We start from the raw sequence: 15861 nt of genomic DNA, 5'->3' as shown, positions 1-15861 counted from the left end.
GCTGCCCCGCCGCGTCAAGCGGGAGCCTCGGGGATGCCGGCGATCAGGCGTCCCGGAGCAGCTCGGCGGCGAGCGCCCGGGTGACCGGCCGGCCGAGGCGGAGGGCCTCGCCGTCGAGCAGTTCCACCGCCTGGCGGGCGGCCGCCGAGGACCGCTCCAGGCGGGTGGCAAGGTAGCTCACGACGCTCTCGTCGACGGACAGCTGCCGGTCGGCGCAGAACTTGACGATCAGTCCGCGGAACAGCTGGTCGTCGGGCGGCAGCAGTGAGACCACCGGCACGGCGCGCAGCCGCGAGCGCAGGTCGCGCAGCTCGACATCGAGGGTGGCGGGCGCCTCGCGCCCGGTGAAAAGAATGTAGGCGCCGTCCTCGCGTGCGAGGTTCATCAGGTGGAACAGCGCGCGCTCGTCAAAATCCTTCGCTCTGAGATCCTCGACCACCAGCGCGCCGGTGGCGAGCGCGCCGGGGACGGTCGCGGCGGTCAGTGTATTAGCCATTGTGGAACGGGCGCCGGCCTCCTCGGCCCAGATCGCGGCGAGATGGCTCTTGCCGCTGCCTTCGGGGCCAGCCAGCCACATGATCCGGTTCGGCCATTCCGGCCAGCCGTCGATCAAGGCGAGGCCGGCAGCGTTGGCGGGGCCCTCGAGAAAATTGTCCCGGCTGAGGCTCTCCGCGTGCGGAAGCGAAAACGCCAATTGTCGGGGATGACCGCGGCCTGCCACGCTTGCTGTGCTCCGTGCCGGCGCGCCGGCTTCACTTGAAGAGATTCGACTTCATCGAGCCGGAGTTGGCCTTTTGCAGGGCCGCATCCAACTCATTTGGCCTCGATCGTGCTCATGTGCCGCAGCCACTCGACGAGATAGAGCGACACCGAGGAGAGCGTGAAGACCGTGACCAGGCCCATCAGGATTATATCATAAGGCGCCGGCCTGAAGCCGAAGGCGAGCGAGGCCAGCACCAGCGCCGCATAGGCGACCTGGGCCGCGGTGTTGAGCTTCGAGACCATCGACGGTTTCATCTCGACCGGCTTGTCGAACAGCCAGGACACGATCACAGCAGTGACGATCATGATGTCGCGCGAGACCACCAGGATCACGATCCAGCGCGGGATGTCGCCCCAGATGCCGAGCGCGAGGTAGATCGACACCAGCAGCGCCTTGTCGGCGAGCGGATCGAGCAGGGCGCCGAGCTCGCTCCTCATGTTGAAGCGCCTGGCCAGGAAGCCGTCGACGGCGTCGCTGATGCCGGCGACCAGGAAGACGACAAATGCCACCTCCATTTGGCTCGACACGATGGCCCAGACAATGATCGGGACCAGGATGATCCGGCCCAAAGTGATGATGTTCGGAATACTCACGCGGCGCTTCCCGGCACCCGGCCTGACCTCAAATCCGGCCCGTTTGAAGGCTGAACCGGTTGATATCTACATAGTATAGGCAGGCGCGCCATGCGAGCCATTGCGCGTCCCCGGAATTCGACGTAACCAGCCGCAAACCCACTGGAAATCGGGCATGACCCTCCGCAAAAACGGCCTCACTTACGCCGATTCAGGCGTCGATATCGACGCGGGCAACCGCCTGGTCGACCTGATCAAGCCGATGGTGCGCGCCACCGCGCGGCCCGGCGCCGACGCCGAGATCGGCGGCTTTGGCGGCCTGTTCGACCTCAAGGCAGCCGGCTTCACGGACCCCGTCCTGGTCGCGGCCACTGACGGCGTCGGTACCAAGGTCAAGATCGCGATCGAGACCGGCCTGCATGGCGGGATCGGCATCGACCTCGTCGCCATGAGCGTCAACGACCTCGTGGTGCAGGGTGCTGAGCCGCTGTTCTTCCTGGACTATTTCGCCTGCGGCAAGCTCGATCCCGAAGCGACCGCCTCGATCGTCGCCGGCGTCGCCGAAGGCTGCCGTGAATCCGGATGCGCCCTGATCGGCGGGGAGACCGCCGAAATGCCCGGCCTCTACAAGGACGGCGACTACGACCTCGGCGGCTTTGCCGTCGGTGCCGCCGAGCGCGGCACGTTGCTGCCGCGCAAGGATATCGCCGCAGGCGATGCCGTGATCGGCCTTGCGTCGTCGGGCGTGCACTCCAACGGCTTCTCGCTGGTGCGCAAGATCGTCGAGCAGTCCGGCCTCGGCTTCGAGGCGCAGGCGCCGTTTGCCCCGGTCATGACGCTCGGCGGTGCGCTGCTGACGCCGACGCGGCTCTACGTCAAATCCTGCCTGCGCGCGATCCGCGAGACCGGCGCGGTGAAGGGGCTCGCCCACATCACCGGCGGCGGCTTCACCGACAACATTCCGCGCGTGCTACCCAAGCACCTTGGCGTGGGTATCGATCTGGCGCGCCTGCCGGTGCTGCCGGTGTTCAAATGGCTGGCTGCCCAAGCCGGCATCGCCGAGCTCGAAATGCTGCGCACCTTCAACTGCGGCATCGGCATGATTGCGATCATCGAGCCGGACAAGGTCGATGACGTTGTGCGGGTCTTCACTGAGGACGGCGAGACCGTGGCGCAGCTCGGCACCGTGATCGCGGCCGAGGGCGAGCATCGCGTGGTCTATAACGGCCACCTCGACCTGGCGCTGTGATGAAGCGCCGTGTCGCCATCCTGATTTCCGGTCGCGGCTCCAACATGGCTGCACTGATCAAGGCTGCGGCCGCGCCGGACTTCCCGGCGGAGATTTCGCTCGTGATCTCGAACAAGGCCGATGCGCTCGGCCTGGAACGTGCCAAGGCGAGCGGCGTGAACACATTGGTGATCGAGAGTAAGCCGTTCGGCAAGGACCGCGCCGGGTTCGAGGCGGTGCTGCAAGCGGCCCTCGACCAGCACGGCATCGAGCTGATTTGCCTCGGCGGCTTCATGCGCCTGTTCACGGCCGAATTCACCAAAAGCTGGTACGGGCGGATGCTGAACATCCACCCCTCGCTCCTGCCGTCGTTCCCCGGCCTCGACCCGCATGGCCAGGCTTTGCGTGCCGGGGTGAAACTGTCTGGCGCGACGGTTCACTTCGTCATCCCAGAGACCGATGCCGGCCCAATCGTGATGCAGGGCGCGGTCCCCGTCAGCGATCACGACACCGCGGAGACGCTGTCGGAGCGCATTCTGGAGGTCGAGCACCGCATCTATCCAGCAGCGCTGCGGCTGCTTGCGACCGGCAAGGTGCGGATCGAGGGCGATGTCTGCAAGACGGCGGGCAGCGCGGCGTCGGAGAATTTCCTGATTGCGCCGGTGGCGCGTTGATGGGACCTCGGGCACAGCTTTTGACCACGCAAACAAAATCCCCCGGCAGAGCCGGGGGCAACGTCATGATCTCCCTTGCCTGGGCTTGAGAGAATTCAGGAGACCTTGAGGTTCTCCGCGGATGCTTTGCCGCGGTTCTCCACGAGGTCGTACTCAACCACCTGGTTTTCATTGAGGGTCGATAGTCCGGCGCGCTCGACGGCGGAGATGTGGACGAAAACGTCCTTGTCGCTGCCGTTCGGCTTGATGAACCCATAGCCCTTGGTCGGGTTGAACCATTTGACGGTGCCCTTTTGCGGCATCGCTAGTCTCCTCCAGTCGATACAAAAAAGACGCGGCCGCTTTTCGCGCGCCACGCCACAAACGGGCTTCCGGAAGTCTGTTCGAGTCTTAATGTCGCGAAACGCACAGCCGAGCGGCCAAATCCGATTGTGTCTGGTATTGCAACATGAAAATCGCGCGTTAGCAAGCCGCGTGCGAATTTCAAGACCGGAACGAGCCTGTGCCTCTGCAATTTACGACCTGTGGCGGCAGAACCACAATCGGGGGTAATCGCGGCGGCTGTCACGCGCCAACCGGTTGACCCTCCGTGGCAGTTCAGCACAAATCGCCGTAGGCGCCACCAGTTCGTGTTGCTTTTTTGCGCGCCGTCATTCGCTTTGGGATTTAGTCGTCATGTGCTGCACCTTGCAGCTCTCTGGAACACGGCAGACGATCGGGTTGGACCGTGTCCGCCCGATGGCGATGACGATTGCCCTGGTCTTTTCATGCGTCATTGTGATGTCGGCGACGCCAGGCTCCGCGCAGACATCGACGCCGGCAGCACGTCGGACGCCCACGCCGTCACCGACCCCGGACCCGACGTCGACCAATTTCGACCAGTCTGCCGGCAACAGCACGCTGGACCTCGGTTCGGGATTCCTGGAGCGGCTCGGTAACCAGGCCTCTGGCGGCGTCAACCGGGCGTCGCGTAGCAATCCCGGCGGCGGAGGCGCGTCGGAGAGCACGGAGGATCCGCGCTACCGAACCTGGTTCGAAGGCTACGGAATTTCGGTCCGGACCGATGCGCAGGGCGACTTCGTCGGCGACAAGCGCACGACATTTGGCGGCGTCGCGGGCTTCGGCGCGCGGCTCGCGCCGGGCGTCAATCTCGGCTTTTCCGTCGACCAGAGCCATACCGATATCGATGTGCCGCTCGCGCTCCAGTCGGCCACACTCGACCTGACCCAGATCGGCTTCAACGGCTCCGTCGACAAGGGCCCCTGGACCTGGGCCTTCGCGGTGGTGCACGGCTTTGGCAAGGTCAATTCCAGCCGCGACACCGGCTTTGGTCTGGCGACGGCCGGCTATCATGCCATGGTCGACGGCGCGCTGACCGAGATCAGCTATTACTGGACCAAGGATCAGATGCGCGTCGTGCCCAAGGGGGCGCTCGAATATGTGCGCGCCACCAGTGCTTCGTTCCAGGAAGCCGGTGGGCTTGATCCCCTCAATGTCGGCTCAACCGCGATCTCGCGCGCGCGCGTCATGATCGGCGCCGAGATCGGGCACTACTTCATCTTCGGCCAGAAGATTCTCGACCTGTCCGCCTACGGCAAGTTCGTCGACAATTTTTACCAGAATCTCGGATCGGTCCAGGTCAGCCTCGGGACACAGAGCATCATCGTGCCTGGCATCGGCGAGAGTCGCTACGGCATGGACGCCGGCGCCTCGGCCTCGCTCAGCCTGACCAACACCGCGCGGCTCTACATCAACTACGACGGCAAGTTCCGCAACGAGCTGACGTCGCACCAGGGCACTGTCGGTTTCGAATACAGGTGGTGAGGCGCCACTACGTCGGCGTCGCCGCAACAAAACCCGTAAGCCCAAAGCCCTCCCGCGCGGCCGTCATCATCGGCACCAGCGCGTTCGGATGGATGAACTCGTCGCGGAAGCAGGGATAGATCTTCGGATCGAAAATCTTCTTCAGCCAGTCGACCACGATCTTGTGGCGCTCGGACGCGCGGAATTCCTTGTGATAGGTGAGCCAGAGATCGGCGTGGTGGCTGACGCCGAGGTCGACAGCAACGAGCGGTGCGCCGAGCGCGATCGACACCGTCGGCAGGAAGCCGATGCCGGCACCGCGTTCGACCGCATAGAGCGCGCCGACCGATGAATTGGTCTTGATGCCGACGATACCCTCCAGCGACGTCAATCCGAGCACGCGGGCGTAGGCGCTGTCGTCGACCTGCGGCGCGCTCTGCTTGATGATGCGGTGGTTCTTGAGCTCGGCGAGTGTCGCCGGCACGCCGTAGAGGTTCTGGTAGTTCCGGGACACGAAGGGATAGATGTGCAGCCGGCCGAGCTTGGCGACGATGAGATCGGGATTGGTCGGCGGCTCGAGCTGGATTGCGATGTCGGACTCCAGCCGCGCGACGTCGGCCTGTTCCATGGCGCAGCGTAGATCGACCGTGATCTTGCGATAGGTCTTCTGGAAATCGATCAGTCGCGGCAGGATCCAGAAATTGCCGGGGCCTTCCGTCACCGCGACGCGCACGGTGCCCGACGTATCGTTCGACGCGCGCGAGGCGCGTCGGAAGACGTTGAAGGCGTGACGTTCCATCAGTGCGACGTCGGCAATCATCGCGGTACCTTCGTCGCTGAGCGTGAGACCGCTCTGGTCGCGCAGGAACAGCTTGCAGCCGATGCTCTCTTCGAGCCGGTCGATCCTGCGCATCAGCGTCGTCGAGGTGAGCCCGAGCTCTTCGGCTGCGTTACGAAAACTTTTAAACTTCGCGCAGGCTAAAAACAGCTTCAAATCGTCCCAGGACGCGTTTAGCGCTTCTTCATGGTGCTGCGTCATTGCAGCACCCCGGTGCAATACTTGCTGCATACTCCTGATCTCCAGCCGCTAAGCTCGTTGCGGTAGCGGGGCACGAAACTCTCAAACGATAGAGGGGCGACCAGAGTATGGAAAGGGGCTCGTTTGCCGCAAGACATGATTTCGACGCGCTGCCATTGAGTCCGGAGGTCGACGTCTGCTGTGCGCAATTTTCCGAAATTGCAGCTCTTTCCCAAATGGCGCATCAGCTGGTGCCGGGCGTGCGGATCGGGACGGCGGAGCTCGCCCAGTATGTCGCATTCGATCCGCAGAGCATCCTGACTTTCAGCCGCAAGGGCAGTCTGCTCGGCGGCATGGCCTTCCTGTTTCTCAACGGCCGCGGTCACGATGCGCTGCTGCTCGACGATATCTGCCTGACTGCGCCCGACATGTGTCATCTTGCCTCGGCGAACGAGGAAGTCTCCGCCATCTACATCTGGGCGATCGCGGCGACGGGGCGCGGCATCGCCGGTCTCGGCAAGGCCGCGGCTCATCTGCGGCAGATAAGATTTCGCAACGCGGACTGCTATGCGCACCCGTCAACCGTGGCCGGATGCGAGATCATGAAGGCGACCGGCTTCGAGCCTGTCGCAAGTTTCCAACCCGACCTCTGGTGTTACACGCGCCCGTGGAATCGGCAGCCGATGCGCATGCCGGGCGCGATCGTCCAATCAAGGAGTTTTGCAGATGCACGGCACTAGGATTCCTCTCGCCAAGCCCGACTCCCGCGCGATCACCATCCGCCTTGCACGCGATCCGAGCGATCTCATGCTCGTCACCGCCATTCGCTCCGCGGTCTATCTCGCCGAGCAGGATTGCCCGTTCGAGGAGGAGTTCGACGGCAATGACATGGTGGCGGCTCACTTCATTGGCTATGTCGGTAACGAGCCTGCGGGCTGCCTGCGGGTACGCTTCTTTGGCGACTTCGCCAAGGTCGAGCGCCTTGCAGTCCGCCATCAATACCGGCGCTCGCGCGTCTCGTTCAAGCTGGTGCAGGCGAGCGTCGACTATGTGAAGCGCAAGGGGTTCCGCAAGATCTACGGCCAGGCGCAGGACCGGCTGGTCGATTTCTGGGCCCATTTCGGGGCCAAGCCACTCGGCCACAATCGCAAGATCACCTTCTCCGATTTTTCCTACACGGAAATGCTGCTGGAGATCGAGCCGGGGCCGGACGCCATCACGCTGGACAGCGATCCCTATGTGATCATTCGCCCGGAAGGCGACTGGGACCGGCCGGGCGTGCTTGACGCCTCGGCGGGGCGGGCAGTGACCTCACCGCTGCGGGAGCTCGCAGTCGCCGATCGCTGAAACCGGTGCAGATCCACGCAAGACAATGCTGGTCTCCGTCCACGACGATCCGCCGATCCTGGTCTGTGCAGACCTCCAGGTCGAATATCTGACCCCGGGGCGACGGCACGTCATCCTCGACGGCGAGGTGGCGACCTCGCGCTGCCTCGAGCTGTTGACGCTGTGGCGGAGCAACCTTTGGCCAGTGATGCATTTGAAGCGCATCGCGCAGGCAGCGTGGTTCAATCCGTCATCCAGGCTGACCGATTGGATTGCGGAGGCGAAGCCGCGGCCGGGCGAGATGATTTTCGAGCACCCATTGCCTTCGGCCTACAGCTCGTCGCGGTTTACGGACTACATGACCAACATTCGCAATGTCCGCTGCGTGCTGACGGGCTTTTCGCTCGACGAGACCATCCTCGCCACCGTCGTCGAAGGGTTTCACCGCAGTCACCGCTATCAGGTCATCGGCGACGCCGTGGCCTGCCGGCAGGCGGGCATGAGCGAAGCGGCCGCGTACAAGGCGTCGGTGGTGAATGTCATCGCCAACTTTGCTACAATCCAGTCCAGCGCCGAACTGATCAGAAACGGCGGCGCCGTCGCGGTGTAGGCTGACGCGATCGGCTGATGGATGGGGTTGGACATTGTCGCGGGGGGACGAGCTGAAGGAGCTGGCGGGCGACCTGTCGCGTGCCGTCGAGGCGGCGCGCCGGGTCGGTCTGTCCACGACCGTCTATCTTCTGTCGATGGCGCTGGTCGAGGTGAGGGAGGCGGCCCGGGCCGCCGACGGCGAGGATGACGACGGCGTAGCTTGACCGGCGCCGCTGCAACCCTATGCCGCTTTGTGCAACGCTGCTGGGCGTTTGCTGCCGACGAATTGGCGTTGCAAGTTCGGTCCCATGGCAATAGCCAAGTGAGGACGTGAGCCGCGCCGGCGACGCGACGACTTTAAGGATCTCCGCAAATGTCCATGCTGCCCAATTCGCAAGAAGCCCGGGATGTGGCCTACCAGCTCCATCCCTACACCAACGCGCGCACCCATCAGCAGGCCGGTCCCCTGGTGATCGAGCGCGGCGAGGGACCGTACGTGTTCGACGCGTCGGGCAAGCGCTATTTCGAGGCGATGGCGGGCCTGTGGAGCGTCGGGCTCGGCTTCAACGAGAAGCGATTGGTCGAGGCCGCGCACAAGCAGATGCTGGCGCTGCCGTTCTACCACACCTTCTCCGCGAAATCGCACGGCCCCTCGATCGATCTCGCCGAGAAGCTGGTGGCACTCGCGCCGGTGCCGATGAGCAAGGTGTTCTTCACCAATTCCGGCTCGGAAGCGAACGACACCGTCCTGAAGCTGATCGCCTATCGCTCGAATGCGCTTGGCCAGCCGCAGCGCAAGAAGATCATCAGCCGCATGCGCGCCTATCACGGCGTCACCATTGCGTCCGCAAGCTTGACCGGCCTGCCGAACAATCACCGCTCGTTCGACCTGCCGCTGCCGAACATCCTGCACACGGGCTCGCCGCATTTCTACAAGGAAGGTGCGCCCGGCGAGAGCGAGGAAGCCTTCGCGACGCGGCGGGCCGAGGAGCTCGACGCGCTGATCCAGAAGGAGGGCCCGGACACGATCGCGGCCTTCTTCGGCGAGCCGGTGATGGGAGCGGGCGGCGTCATCGTGCCGCCGGCGACCTATTGGGACAAGATCCAGAAGGTCCTGAACAAATACGATATCCTGCTGGTCGCCGACGAGGTGATCTGCGGCTTCGGCCGTACCGGCAAGATGTTCGGTTGCGAGACCTATGGCATCAAGCCCGATGCTATCGTGGTCTCCAAGCAGATCACCTCGAGCTATTTCCCGCTCTCAGCGATCATCATGAATGACCGCATGTTCGAGCCGATCGCTGACGAGAGCAACAAGATCGGCGTGCTTGGCCACGGCTTTACCGCGGGCGGCCATCCGGTCGGCTCGGCGATTGCGCTGGAGAACCTCAAGATCATCGAGGAGCGCGGCCTGGTCGCGCACGCGGCTGAGCTCGGTGCCTACATGCAGGGCAAGCTGCGCGAGCTTTTGAGCCATCCGCTGGTCGGCGAGGTCCGCGGCGTCGGCATGATCGCGGCGCTAGAGCTCGTCCTCGACAAGGGACGCAAGACGGCCGCGGCGACGCCCGGCGCGGTCGGCGGCATGGCGAGCCGCATGCTCCAGGAACGTGGCGTGATCTCGCGAAACATGCTCGACGCCATCGCGATCTGCCCGCCGCTGATCACCACCAAGGGCCAGATCGACGAGCTGGTCGCCGCGATCAAGGGCGTGCTGGATGACATGAAGCCGGAAGTGGCGAAGCTGACGCCGGCCTAAGGCACGCTGTTGCGCCAAATTCCGTCATTGCGAGCGTAGTGTTCAGCCCGGGGACATAGCTTACACCTGTTCGGGGACATGGTTGACACTTTTGGATCATCCTAAATCGATCGCCGCGATCTGGTGCGCGGCGAAGAAGATGCCGAACCTGCCGTCGGTATTGAGTGGACGGATCGCAAGCCGTTCGCCGCGGAAGGCCTGCGGAACCTTCCACAATTTGCCTTTGAAGCTGACATAGGCCTTGGTGGTGGAGACGGAACGGACGACCTCGTGCTCGTCGTATTCCACCGCGGGCAATCTGTCCGGCATTTCCCGCGAACTGGGTTGGTACCGGCTTGCCGGAACGTTGTAGTTCAAAGCCTCATGCGGCCGATCGAGATTGTAGACGGCTCGCCATTGGTCGAATGCGCGCTGCACCTCGGCAAGGTCGCGGTAGCGCCTGAAGGCAAATACCTCGGCCTTCAGCGTGCGATGGAAGCGTTCGTTCTTTCCTCGGCTCTGCGGATGATACGGCCGGCTGTGGATCACCCGGACGCCAAGCTTCAAAAGCCAGACCGTCAGCCCGGTCCAAGGGTCTTCAAGGGTGAAGCCCCAGGGGCCGCCATTGTCGACGAACATCGCATCGGGGAGGCCGTACCGGCGGAATGTCTCCCTCAGATGCCCTTGCACGGTCGAACCTCGCTCGTTGTCACAAGCAGCCAGGCACAACGAGAACCGCGAGTGATCGTCCAGCATCGTCAGCGGGTGGCAGGATACGCCGTCCTCGAGGGGGCTGTGTCCCTTGAAGTCCATCTGCCAGAGCTGATTGGGTGCCTCCTTCTCGAAGCGGATGTAGGGCTGTCCAGGTCTCCCCGCAGGTTCGCTCACGCGATCGTAGCGACGCAGGATCTCGTGCGTCGTCGATATCGCCGGCACGGCTTGCCGGTCGCGCTTTAGACGATGCAAAATCTTGCGCGCCCCCCAGGCCGGGTGGACATCGCGCAAGGCCACAATCTGCTGCTCGATCGCAGCCTCAGTACGATCCGGGCTGTGATGCGGCCGGCGCGAGCGATCGGCCAGCGTCGTATCCCCTGCATCATAGCGCTCGATCCACTTGTAACCAGTCTGGGCACTAATCCCGAACTGCCGGCACAGCTTCCGCCGGTTCACTCCTTCCTGCTTAGCAAGCATCACAAACTCGCGCCGCTGGTCCATGACAGACACCTCTCGCCACGGCATGGCTCGCCCCCTTGTTCGACGAATCCAGCCGATTTTGATGTGTCAACCATGTCCCCGAACAGGTGTAAGCTATGTCCCCGGGCTGAACAGTAGCGAAGCAATCCAGAATCCCTCCTCGGAAACAATCTGGATTGCTTCGTCGCAAGAGCTTCCTCGCAATGACGGCGGCGGCTGCTGTGCCGACCGTCTACGCCCGCTTGACCCCGATGACGCGGCCCTTCTCGATCGCGAGCGCCAGCTCGCCATGCTTGAGCTTCAGCGCGGCATCTCCGAACAGCTCGCGACGCCAGCCGCGGAGCGCCGGCACGTCGGCCTCGTCGCTCGCCGCGATCTCCTCGAGATCGTCGACGGTTGCGATCACCTTGCTCGCCACCGCATGTCGCTCTGCGGTCATCCGCAGCAGCACCTTCAACAGCTCGACGATCGCTGCGCCATTGTTATTGTTGCGCGGCTTCTCCAGCTTCGGCAGCGTGGAATGATCCCGCGCCAGGCCGCGCTCGACCGCGGCGACGATGTCGGCGCCCCATTTGGATTTCTCAAACCCCTTCGGCACCGAGCGCAAATTGGCGAGCTTCTCCAGCGTATTCGGCGCATGGGTGGCGATGTCGCTGATCGCTTCGTCGCGCAGCACGCGGCCGCGCGGCACGTCGCGGCTCTGCGCCTCCTGCTCGCGCCAGGCCGCGACCTCCATCAGCACCGCGAGGTCCTTGGGCTTGCGGACCCGCGTCTTCAGCCGCTCCCAGGCGCGCTCGGGGTGGAAGTCGTAGGTCTTGGGCGAGGTCAAAATCTCCATCTCGATGGAGACCCATTCGCTGCGGCGGCGCTTCTTCAAATCGGCGTCCAGCGCTGCGAAGACGTCGCGCAGATGGGTGACGTCGGAGACCGCGTAATGCATCTGCTCCTTGGACAGCGGCCGGCGCGACCAGTCGGTGAAGCGGTGGGTCTTGTCCGGGCGGTGGCCGGTGACCTTCTCGACCAGCGCGTCATAGGCGATGCTGTCGCCATAGCCGAGCACCATGGCGGCGACCTGGGTGTCGAACACTGGATGCGGGATGATGTTGGCCTGGTGCCAGATGATCTCGATGTCCTGGCGGGCGGCGTGGAACACCTTCAGCACGCTCTCATTGGCCATCAGCTCGAAGAACGGCTTGAGGTCGATGCCCTCGGCGAGCGCGTCAATGACGATGGCTTCCTCGGCGCTGGCCATCTGCACCACGCACAACAGCGGGTAATAGGTGGTCTCGCGCAGGAACTCGGTATCGACGGTAATGACGGGGTGCTTGGCCAGCCGGCTGCAAGCAGCCGCGAGGTCAGCGGTGGTGGTAATCAAATCCATGAACGGCCCATAACACTTGATATCAGCCGTTCTGCCGAAAGCGCTGTGATGTCAAGGGGCTCGTAGCGAATTCGAGCCTTGCATTGGGCCGGAATCGCATCCTCCGGCCGGAAAACCTACTCGTAACGGATCCGGTTCGAGGATTTGCGGGCGCAGGGCAGCGCCACCACGACCACGCACATGGCAACCAGCGCCAGCCCCAGGAACTCGAAAACCAACAGATCCACGGCAAAAATCCCCCAGAAACATCGTGAAACTTGTCTGGGCTGAATTGAGGGTCTGTTAATTCCAATGGTTACCGGCGGTATGGGCAGCCGGATGGTGGACGGGGGGTTAACGGGTTGCGTCCCCTCAAGAACGCATTCGGCGCCCCGCATGACGGAGCGCCGAAGCTCAGTTGCTGATGTCGCCGCGCCTTACGGCAGCTTCAGCGACGTCTCCGCATTGTACGGCTTGAGCGTCTCGTCGGCGGCCTTCTGGGCGGCGACGAGGGCGTCCTTCGGCTGCTTCTTGCCGTTGAGGACCAGCATCACCTCGTCCTCGAGGTTCTTGCGGACCGGCACGGTCTTGTAGGTCGCAAACCAGGGCTTTGCGACGTCGAGCTGCTCGACGGCGGTCTTGGCGTCCGGATTCTTGTTGAGGAAGTCGACCATGTCGGGCGTCTTGTAGGCAGCCATGTTGGGCGCGAAGTAACCCGTCGCACGGCTCCACCAGGCGCTCTTCTCGGGCGAGGTCATCCACTTGATCAGTGTCCAGGCCGCCTTCTGCTTGTCGGCTTCGAGGCCCGCCGGAATGATCAGCGAGGCGCCGCCGATCGGCACGGCGTTGCGGACGTTGCGCGGGATGAAGGCGACCTTGTAGGCGAACTTGGCATTGTCGCGCACATAGGTCAGCGAGCCGGTCGAGAGCATCATCATCGCGGCGTTGCCGGAGATGAAGGAGGTGCTGACGGCCGGGCCGGGCGTCGCGCCGGGCGCGTGCACCTTGTACTTGTTGATGAGGTCGTTCCACCAGGTCAGCGCGCCGAGCATCGAGGGCGTGTCGTAATAGACTTCGCCGCCGAACTCCTCGTTGTAGTAGCGCCCGCCATTGGTCATGGTGAGCGTTTCCATCATCCAGCCGCAATAGTCATAGGCGCAGGGGATCGCGATGCCCCATTGGGTGACCTTGTCGCCTTCGCGCTTGGTGAGCTTCTTGGCCCAGTCGGTCAGCTCGGCCCAGGTCTGCGGCGGCTTGCTCGGATCGAGGCCGGCCTCCTTGGCCTTGTCGGCGTTGATGTAGAGCAGCGGCGTCGAATTGTGGAAGGGCACGCCGTAGACCGAGCGGTTGATCACCGCGTTGCCCTGGAGCGCCGGGAAGAACTGGCCGAGGAACTGATCCTTGGTGGTGCCGTCGGCGGCGATCAGAGAGTCGAGATTGGTGAGCTCGTTCTCGATCTGCATGTCGAGCAGGAAGTTCGCCGACATGATCACGGCGGCCGGCGGCTTGCCGGCCTTGATCGAGGCACGCGTCTTGATCAGCGTGTCGTCATAGGAGCCGGTGTAGACCGCGGTTGCCTTGATGTCGGGATGACCGTCGTTGAACTCCTTGATCAAGGTGCCCATGTCGCGGGCGAGCTTGCCGTCGACGGGCACGGGGAAGAACAGGTCGATCTCGGTCGGACCTTCGGCCAGCGCCGGCAAGGCGAGGGCGCTGGCAAAAGTGCCTGCTATGGCGAGGCCAAGCATGAGCCTGCGGGAAAACAGCATCGGAAAATCTCCTATTTGATGCCTGAGGTGACGAAAGAGCTGATGAAACGTTTCTGGAAGATCAGGAAGGTGATGAGCAGCGGCGCGATCACCATCAGCGTGCCGGCGGCGATGGTGCCCCAGGCCTGCGTGCCCTCCGCGGTCGCGGTGAAGACGGAGAGCCCAACGGTGAGCGGCCGCTTGTCCGGCGAATTGATCACCATCAGCGGCCACAGGAAGTCGTTCCAGTGGCTGGTCACGGAGATGATGGCGAACGCCGAAAAGCTCGGGATCGACAGCGGCACATAGATGTGGCGGATGCGCTGGAATAGGCTCGCGCCGTCAATCAGCGCGGCGTCTTCCAGCTCGGTCGGAATGGCTTCAAACGCCTGCCTCATCAGGAAGGTGCCGAAGGCCGAGGCGAAGAAGGGCATCATCACGCCGGCCAGCGTGTCATAGAGGCCGAATTGCGCGATGATCCGCAAGTTGGGCACGATCAGCAGCACCGGCACCAGCATCAGCTGCATCAGGAACAGATAGAAGATCAGCGTCTTGCCGGCGAAGTCGAGCCGCGCAAAGGCAAAGCCCGCCAGCGTGATCGTGACGAATTGCACCAGCAGGATGCCGGTGCAGATGATGGTGGTGTTGAGGAAGTAGCGCGGGAAGTCGCCGATCTCCCAGGCATCCCTGATGTTGTCGAGGGTGGGCTTGAGGCTCGGCATCAGCTCGGCCATCAAATTGATGCCGTCGGACGGGGGGCGCAGCGTCGCCACGCCCATCCACAGGAACGGGATCAGCCAGACCAGCGCGAGCAGCACGGTCAGCAGGAAGCCGAGCTTGGGCGTGATCTCGCGGCGGGTGGCGAGCGGGACGTCCTTGGTGAGCCGGTCAATGAGCTTCATGGCCCGCCCTCGCGGTTCGCCATGGTACGGAACGATAGCGCGGTGAGGCCCATCAGGGCTGCAAGCGTCAGCATCGTCGCGGCCGAGGCCTTGCCGATGTCGTAATGCTCGACCGCCTGCTGGTAGATGTAGAACAGCACGAGATTGGTCGAATTCGACGGGCCGCCCTTGGTCATGACGAAGACGTGGTCGACCTGCGTCACCGCGTTCAGCGTGGCGATCACGATGACGAACAGGAAGGTCGGCTTCAGCTCCGGCAGGATGATGTAGCGCAGCCGCATGAAGGGACCCGCGCCGTCGAGATGGGCGGCTTCCATCACGTCCTCGGGCACCGACTGGAGCCCGGCGAGGAAGAACAGCATGTAATAGCCGGCGTTCTTCCAGATCGTGATGATCATGATCGCGTAGAGCGCGATGTCGGGGTCGCCCAGCCAGTTCGGAACCACCGGAAGGAGCCCGCCGATGTAGTAATCGAGCAGTCCGACATTGGGCAGGAAGATAAAGAGAAACAGCGCGGACGCTGCGACCATCGGGATCAACACCGGCAGGAACAGCGCAGCCCTCAGCGCGCTGGTCACCACATTGGTCCGCGCCAGCGCCAGCGCGAACAGCAGCGCAAGGCCGATGCTCGGGATCGCGGTGCCGACGGCGTAGACGAGGTTGTTGACGACCGCGCCGGTGAAATAAGGATCCGCAAGCACAGCGCTGATATTGTCGAGGCCGACAAAGCGGAGCGGCGCCTTCGGCGTGGCGCGCTGATAGAGCGCGTCGATGAGCACGCGCCCCATCGCGCCATAGGTGAACAGCGCGAGGAAGACGAGAGAGGGCAGCAGCAGCAGATAGGCGGGTAGCGACACCTTGAAGCGACCTGTGAACCGCTGCAATAGATGCAGGCGCGGCGGCACCGATGCCGCGACCGGGAGAGCCGCGGGTTCAGCGAGGCTCAT

At 63.6% G+C, this 15861-nt stretch carries 17 protein-coding genes; 8 read left to right on the top strand and 9 right to left on the bottom strand.

Features of this window, described 5'->3' with window-relative positions; genetic code table 11:
• Positions 1-43: 43 nt before the first annotated feature.
• Both IC761_RS20655 and IC761_RS20650 read right to left on the bottom strand, forming a co-directional pair.
• Positions 44-721, bottom strand: a complete 678-nt coding sequence (locus IC761_RS20655; RefSeq protein ID WP_195798478.1) for a P-loop NTPase family protein — start codon at positions 719-721, stop codon at positions 44-46.
• Positions 722-813: 92 nt separating this feature from the next.
• Entirely contained in the window at positions 814-1356 is a 543-nt protein-coding gene (locus IC761_RS20650; RefSeq protein WP_195798477.1) for a CDP-alcohol phosphatidyltransferase family protein, read from the bottom strand.
• A 154-nt stretch (positions 1357-1510) separates the two neighbouring features.
• On the opposite strand from IC761_RS20650, the gene purM reads away from it, so the two are divergent.
• Together purM and purN are read left to right on the top strand one after the other, a co-directional pair.
• Positions 1511-2584 (top strand): phosphoribosylformylglycinamidine cyclo-ligase, encoded by a 1074-nt coding sequence (purM, locus tag IC761_RS20645; RefSeq protein WP_195798476.1) that lies wholly within the window; start codon positions 1511-1513, stop codon positions 2582-2584.
• Positions 2584-3237, top strand: coding sequence for a phosphoribosylglycinamide formyltransferase (gene purN, locus IC761_RS20640; protein ID WP_195798475.1), 654 nt, complete (start codon positions 2584-2586; stop codon positions 3235-3237). The genes purM and purN overlap by 1 nt, the downstream gene beginning before the upstream one ends.
• A gap of 95 nt (positions 3238-3332) precedes the next feature.
• Here purN and IC761_RS20635 read toward each other — a convergent pair whose 3' ends face one another.
• Positions 3333-3539, bottom strand: coding sequence for a cold-shock protein (locus IC761_RS20635; RefSeq protein ID WP_007591938.1), 207 nt, complete (start codon positions 3537-3539; stop codon positions 3333-3335).
• Between the two features lie 373 nt (positions 3540-3912).
• On the opposite strand from IC761_RS20635, the gene IC761_RS20630 reads away from it, so the two are divergent.
• Positions 3913-5061, top strand: a complete 1149-nt coding sequence (locus IC761_RS20630) for an autotransporter outer membrane beta-barrel domain-containing protein (RefSeq protein WP_195798474.1) — start codon at positions 3913-3915, stop codon at positions 5059-5061.
• A 7-nt stretch (positions 5062-5068) separates the two neighbouring features.
• On the opposite strand, the gene IC761_RS20625 is transcribed toward IC761_RS20630, so the two are convergent.
• Positions 5069-6109, bottom strand: coding sequence for a LysR family transcriptional regulator (locus IC761_RS20625; RefSeq protein ID WP_195798473.1), 1041 nt, complete (start codon positions 6107-6109; stop codon positions 5069-5071).
• Positions 6110-6186: 77 nt separating this feature from the next.
• On the opposite strand from IC761_RS20625, the gene IC761_RS20620 reads away from it, so the two are divergent.
• From IC761_RS20620 to IC761_RS20600, 5 genes are all read left to right on the top strand, one after another.
• Positions 6187-6798 carry a hypothetical protein gene (locus IC761_RS20620; RefSeq protein WP_195798472.1) on the top strand — a complete coding sequence of 204 codons (612 nt, stop codon included), beginning with the start codon at positions 6187-6189 and terminating at the stop codon, positions 6796-6798.
• Positions 6785-7405 (top strand): GNAT family N-acetyltransferase, encoded by a 621-nt coding sequence (locus tag IC761_RS20615; RefSeq protein WP_195798471.1) that lies wholly within the window; start codon positions 6785-6787, stop codon positions 7403-7405. The genes IC761_RS20620 and IC761_RS20615 overlap by 14 nt, the downstream gene beginning before the upstream one ends.
• Positions 7406-7430: 25 nt before the next feature.
• Positions 7431-7994 carry an isochorismatase family protein gene (locus IC761_RS20610; RefSeq protein WP_195798470.1) on the top strand — a complete coding sequence of 188 codons (564 nt, stop codon included), beginning with the start codon at positions 7431-7433 and terminating at the stop codon, positions 7992-7994.
• A 34-nt stretch (positions 7995-8028) separates the two neighbouring features.
• The gene (locus IC761_RS20605; RefSeq protein WP_195798469.1) at positions 8029-8199 is read left to right on the top strand and encodes a hypothetical protein; all 171 of its coding nucleotides are present in this window, start codon (positions 8029-8031) and stop codon (positions 8197-8199) included.
• 149 nt (positions 8200-8348) lie between these two features.
• On the top strand, positions 8349-9731 hold the full coding sequence (locus tag IC761_RS20600) for an aspartate aminotransferase family protein (protein WP_195798468.1): 1383 nt from the start codon (positions 8349-8351) through the stop codon (positions 9729-9731).
• A gap of 96 nt (positions 9732-9827) precedes the next feature.
• Here the strand turns inward: IC761_RS20600 and IC761_RS20595 are convergent, their stop codons facing one another.
• The 5 genes from IC761_RS20595 to IC761_RS20575 all read right to left on the bottom strand — a co-directional run bounded on the left by IC761_RS20595 (position 9828) and on the right by IC761_RS20575 (position 15861).
• A complete protein-coding gene (locus tag IC761_RS20595) occupies positions 9828-10949 on the bottom strand; it encodes an IS481 family transposase (protein WP_195798467.1) in 1122 nt (373 codons plus the stop codon).
• Between the two features lie 187 nt (positions 10950-11136).
• Positions 11137-12285 carry a ribonuclease D gene (rnd, locus tag IC761_RS20590; RefSeq protein WP_195798466.1) on the bottom strand — a complete coding sequence of 383 codons (1149 nt, stop codon included), beginning with the start codon at positions 12283-12285 and terminating at the stop codon, positions 11137-11139.
• Positions 12286-12701: 416 nt separating this feature from the next.
• Complete coding sequence (locus IC761_RS20585; RefSeq protein ID WP_195798465.1) at positions 12702-14033, bottom strand: ABC transporter substrate-binding protein; 1332 nt, start codon at positions 14031-14033, stop codon at positions 12702-12704.
• An 11-nt stretch (positions 14034-14044) separates the two neighbouring features.
• Positions 14045-14914, bottom strand: coding sequence for a carbohydrate ABC transporter permease (locus IC761_RS20580; RefSeq protein ID WP_195798464.1), 870 nt, complete (start codon positions 14912-14914; stop codon positions 14045-14047).
• The gene (locus tag IC761_RS20575) at positions 14911-15861 is read right to left on the bottom strand and encodes a carbohydrate ABC transporter permease (RefSeq protein WP_195798463.1); all 951 of its coding nucleotides are present in this window, start codon (positions 15859-15861) and stop codon (positions 14911-14913) included. Before IC761_RS20575 ends, IC761_RS20580 begins: the two co-directional genes overlap by 4 nt.

The sequence above is a fragment of the Bradyrhizobium commune genome, assembly GCF_015624505.1.
Lineage (GTDB): Bacteria > Pseudomonadota > Alphaproteobacteria > Rhizobiales > Xanthobacteraceae > Bradyrhizobium > Bradyrhizobium commune.
This window is presented reverse-complemented; position numbering and strand designations above follow the sequence as displayed.

Coding starts and splice junctions, on each gene's coding strand:
- purM (WP_195798476.1), top strand. CDS start 1,511: ATGACCCTCCGCAAAAACGGCCTCACTTACGCCGATTCAGGCGTCGAT.
- purN (WP_195798475.1), top strand. CDS start 2,584: ATGAAGCGCCGTGTCGCCATCCTGATTTCCGGTCGCGGCTCCAACATG.
- IC761_RS20635 (WP_007591938.1), bottom strand. CDS start 3,539: ATGCCGCAAAAGGGCACCGTCAAATGGTTCAACCCGACCAAGGGCTAT.
- IC761_RS20630 (WP_195798474.1), top strand. CDS start 3,913: ATGTGCTGCACCTTGCAGCTCTCTGGAACACGGCAGACGATCGGGTTG.
- IC761_RS20625 (WP_195798473.1), bottom strand. CDS start 6,109: ATGCAGCAAGTATTGCACCGGGGTGCTGCAATGACGCAGCACCATGAA.
- IC761_RS20620 (WP_195798472.1), top strand. CDS start 6,187: ATGGAAAGGGGCTCGTTTGCCGCAAGACATGATTTCGACGCGCTGCCA.
- IC761_RS20615 (WP_195798471.1), top strand. CDS start 6,785: ATGCACGGCACTAGGATTCCTCTCGCCAAGCCCGACTCCCGCGCGATC.
- IC761_RS20610 (WP_195798470.1), top strand. CDS start 7,431: ATGCTGGTCTCCGTCCACGACGATCCGCCGATCCTGGTCTGTGCAGAC.
- IC761_RS20600 (WP_195798468.1), top strand. CDS start 8,349: ATGTCCATGCTGCCCAATTCGCAAGAAGCCCGGGATGTGGCCTACCAG.
- IC761_RS20595 (WP_195798467.1), bottom strand. CDS start 10,949: ATGCCGTGGCGAGAGGTGTCTGTCATGGACCAGCGGCGCGAGTTTGTG.
- rnd (WP_195798466.1), bottom strand. CDS start 12,285: ATGGATTTGATTACCACCACCGCTGACCTCGCGGCTGCTTGCAGCCGG.
- IC761_RS20585 (WP_195798465.1), bottom strand. CDS start 14,033: ATGCTGTTTTCCCGCAGGCTCATGCTTGGCCTCGCCATAGCAGGCACT.
- IC761_RS20580 (WP_195798464.1), bottom strand. CDS start 14,914: ATGAAGCTCATTGACCGGCTCACCAAGGACGTCCCGCTCGCCACCCGC.
- IC761_RS20575 (WP_195798463.1), bottom strand. CDS start 15,861: ATGAGCCTCGCTGAACCCGCGGCTCTCCCGGTCGCGGCATCGGTGCCG.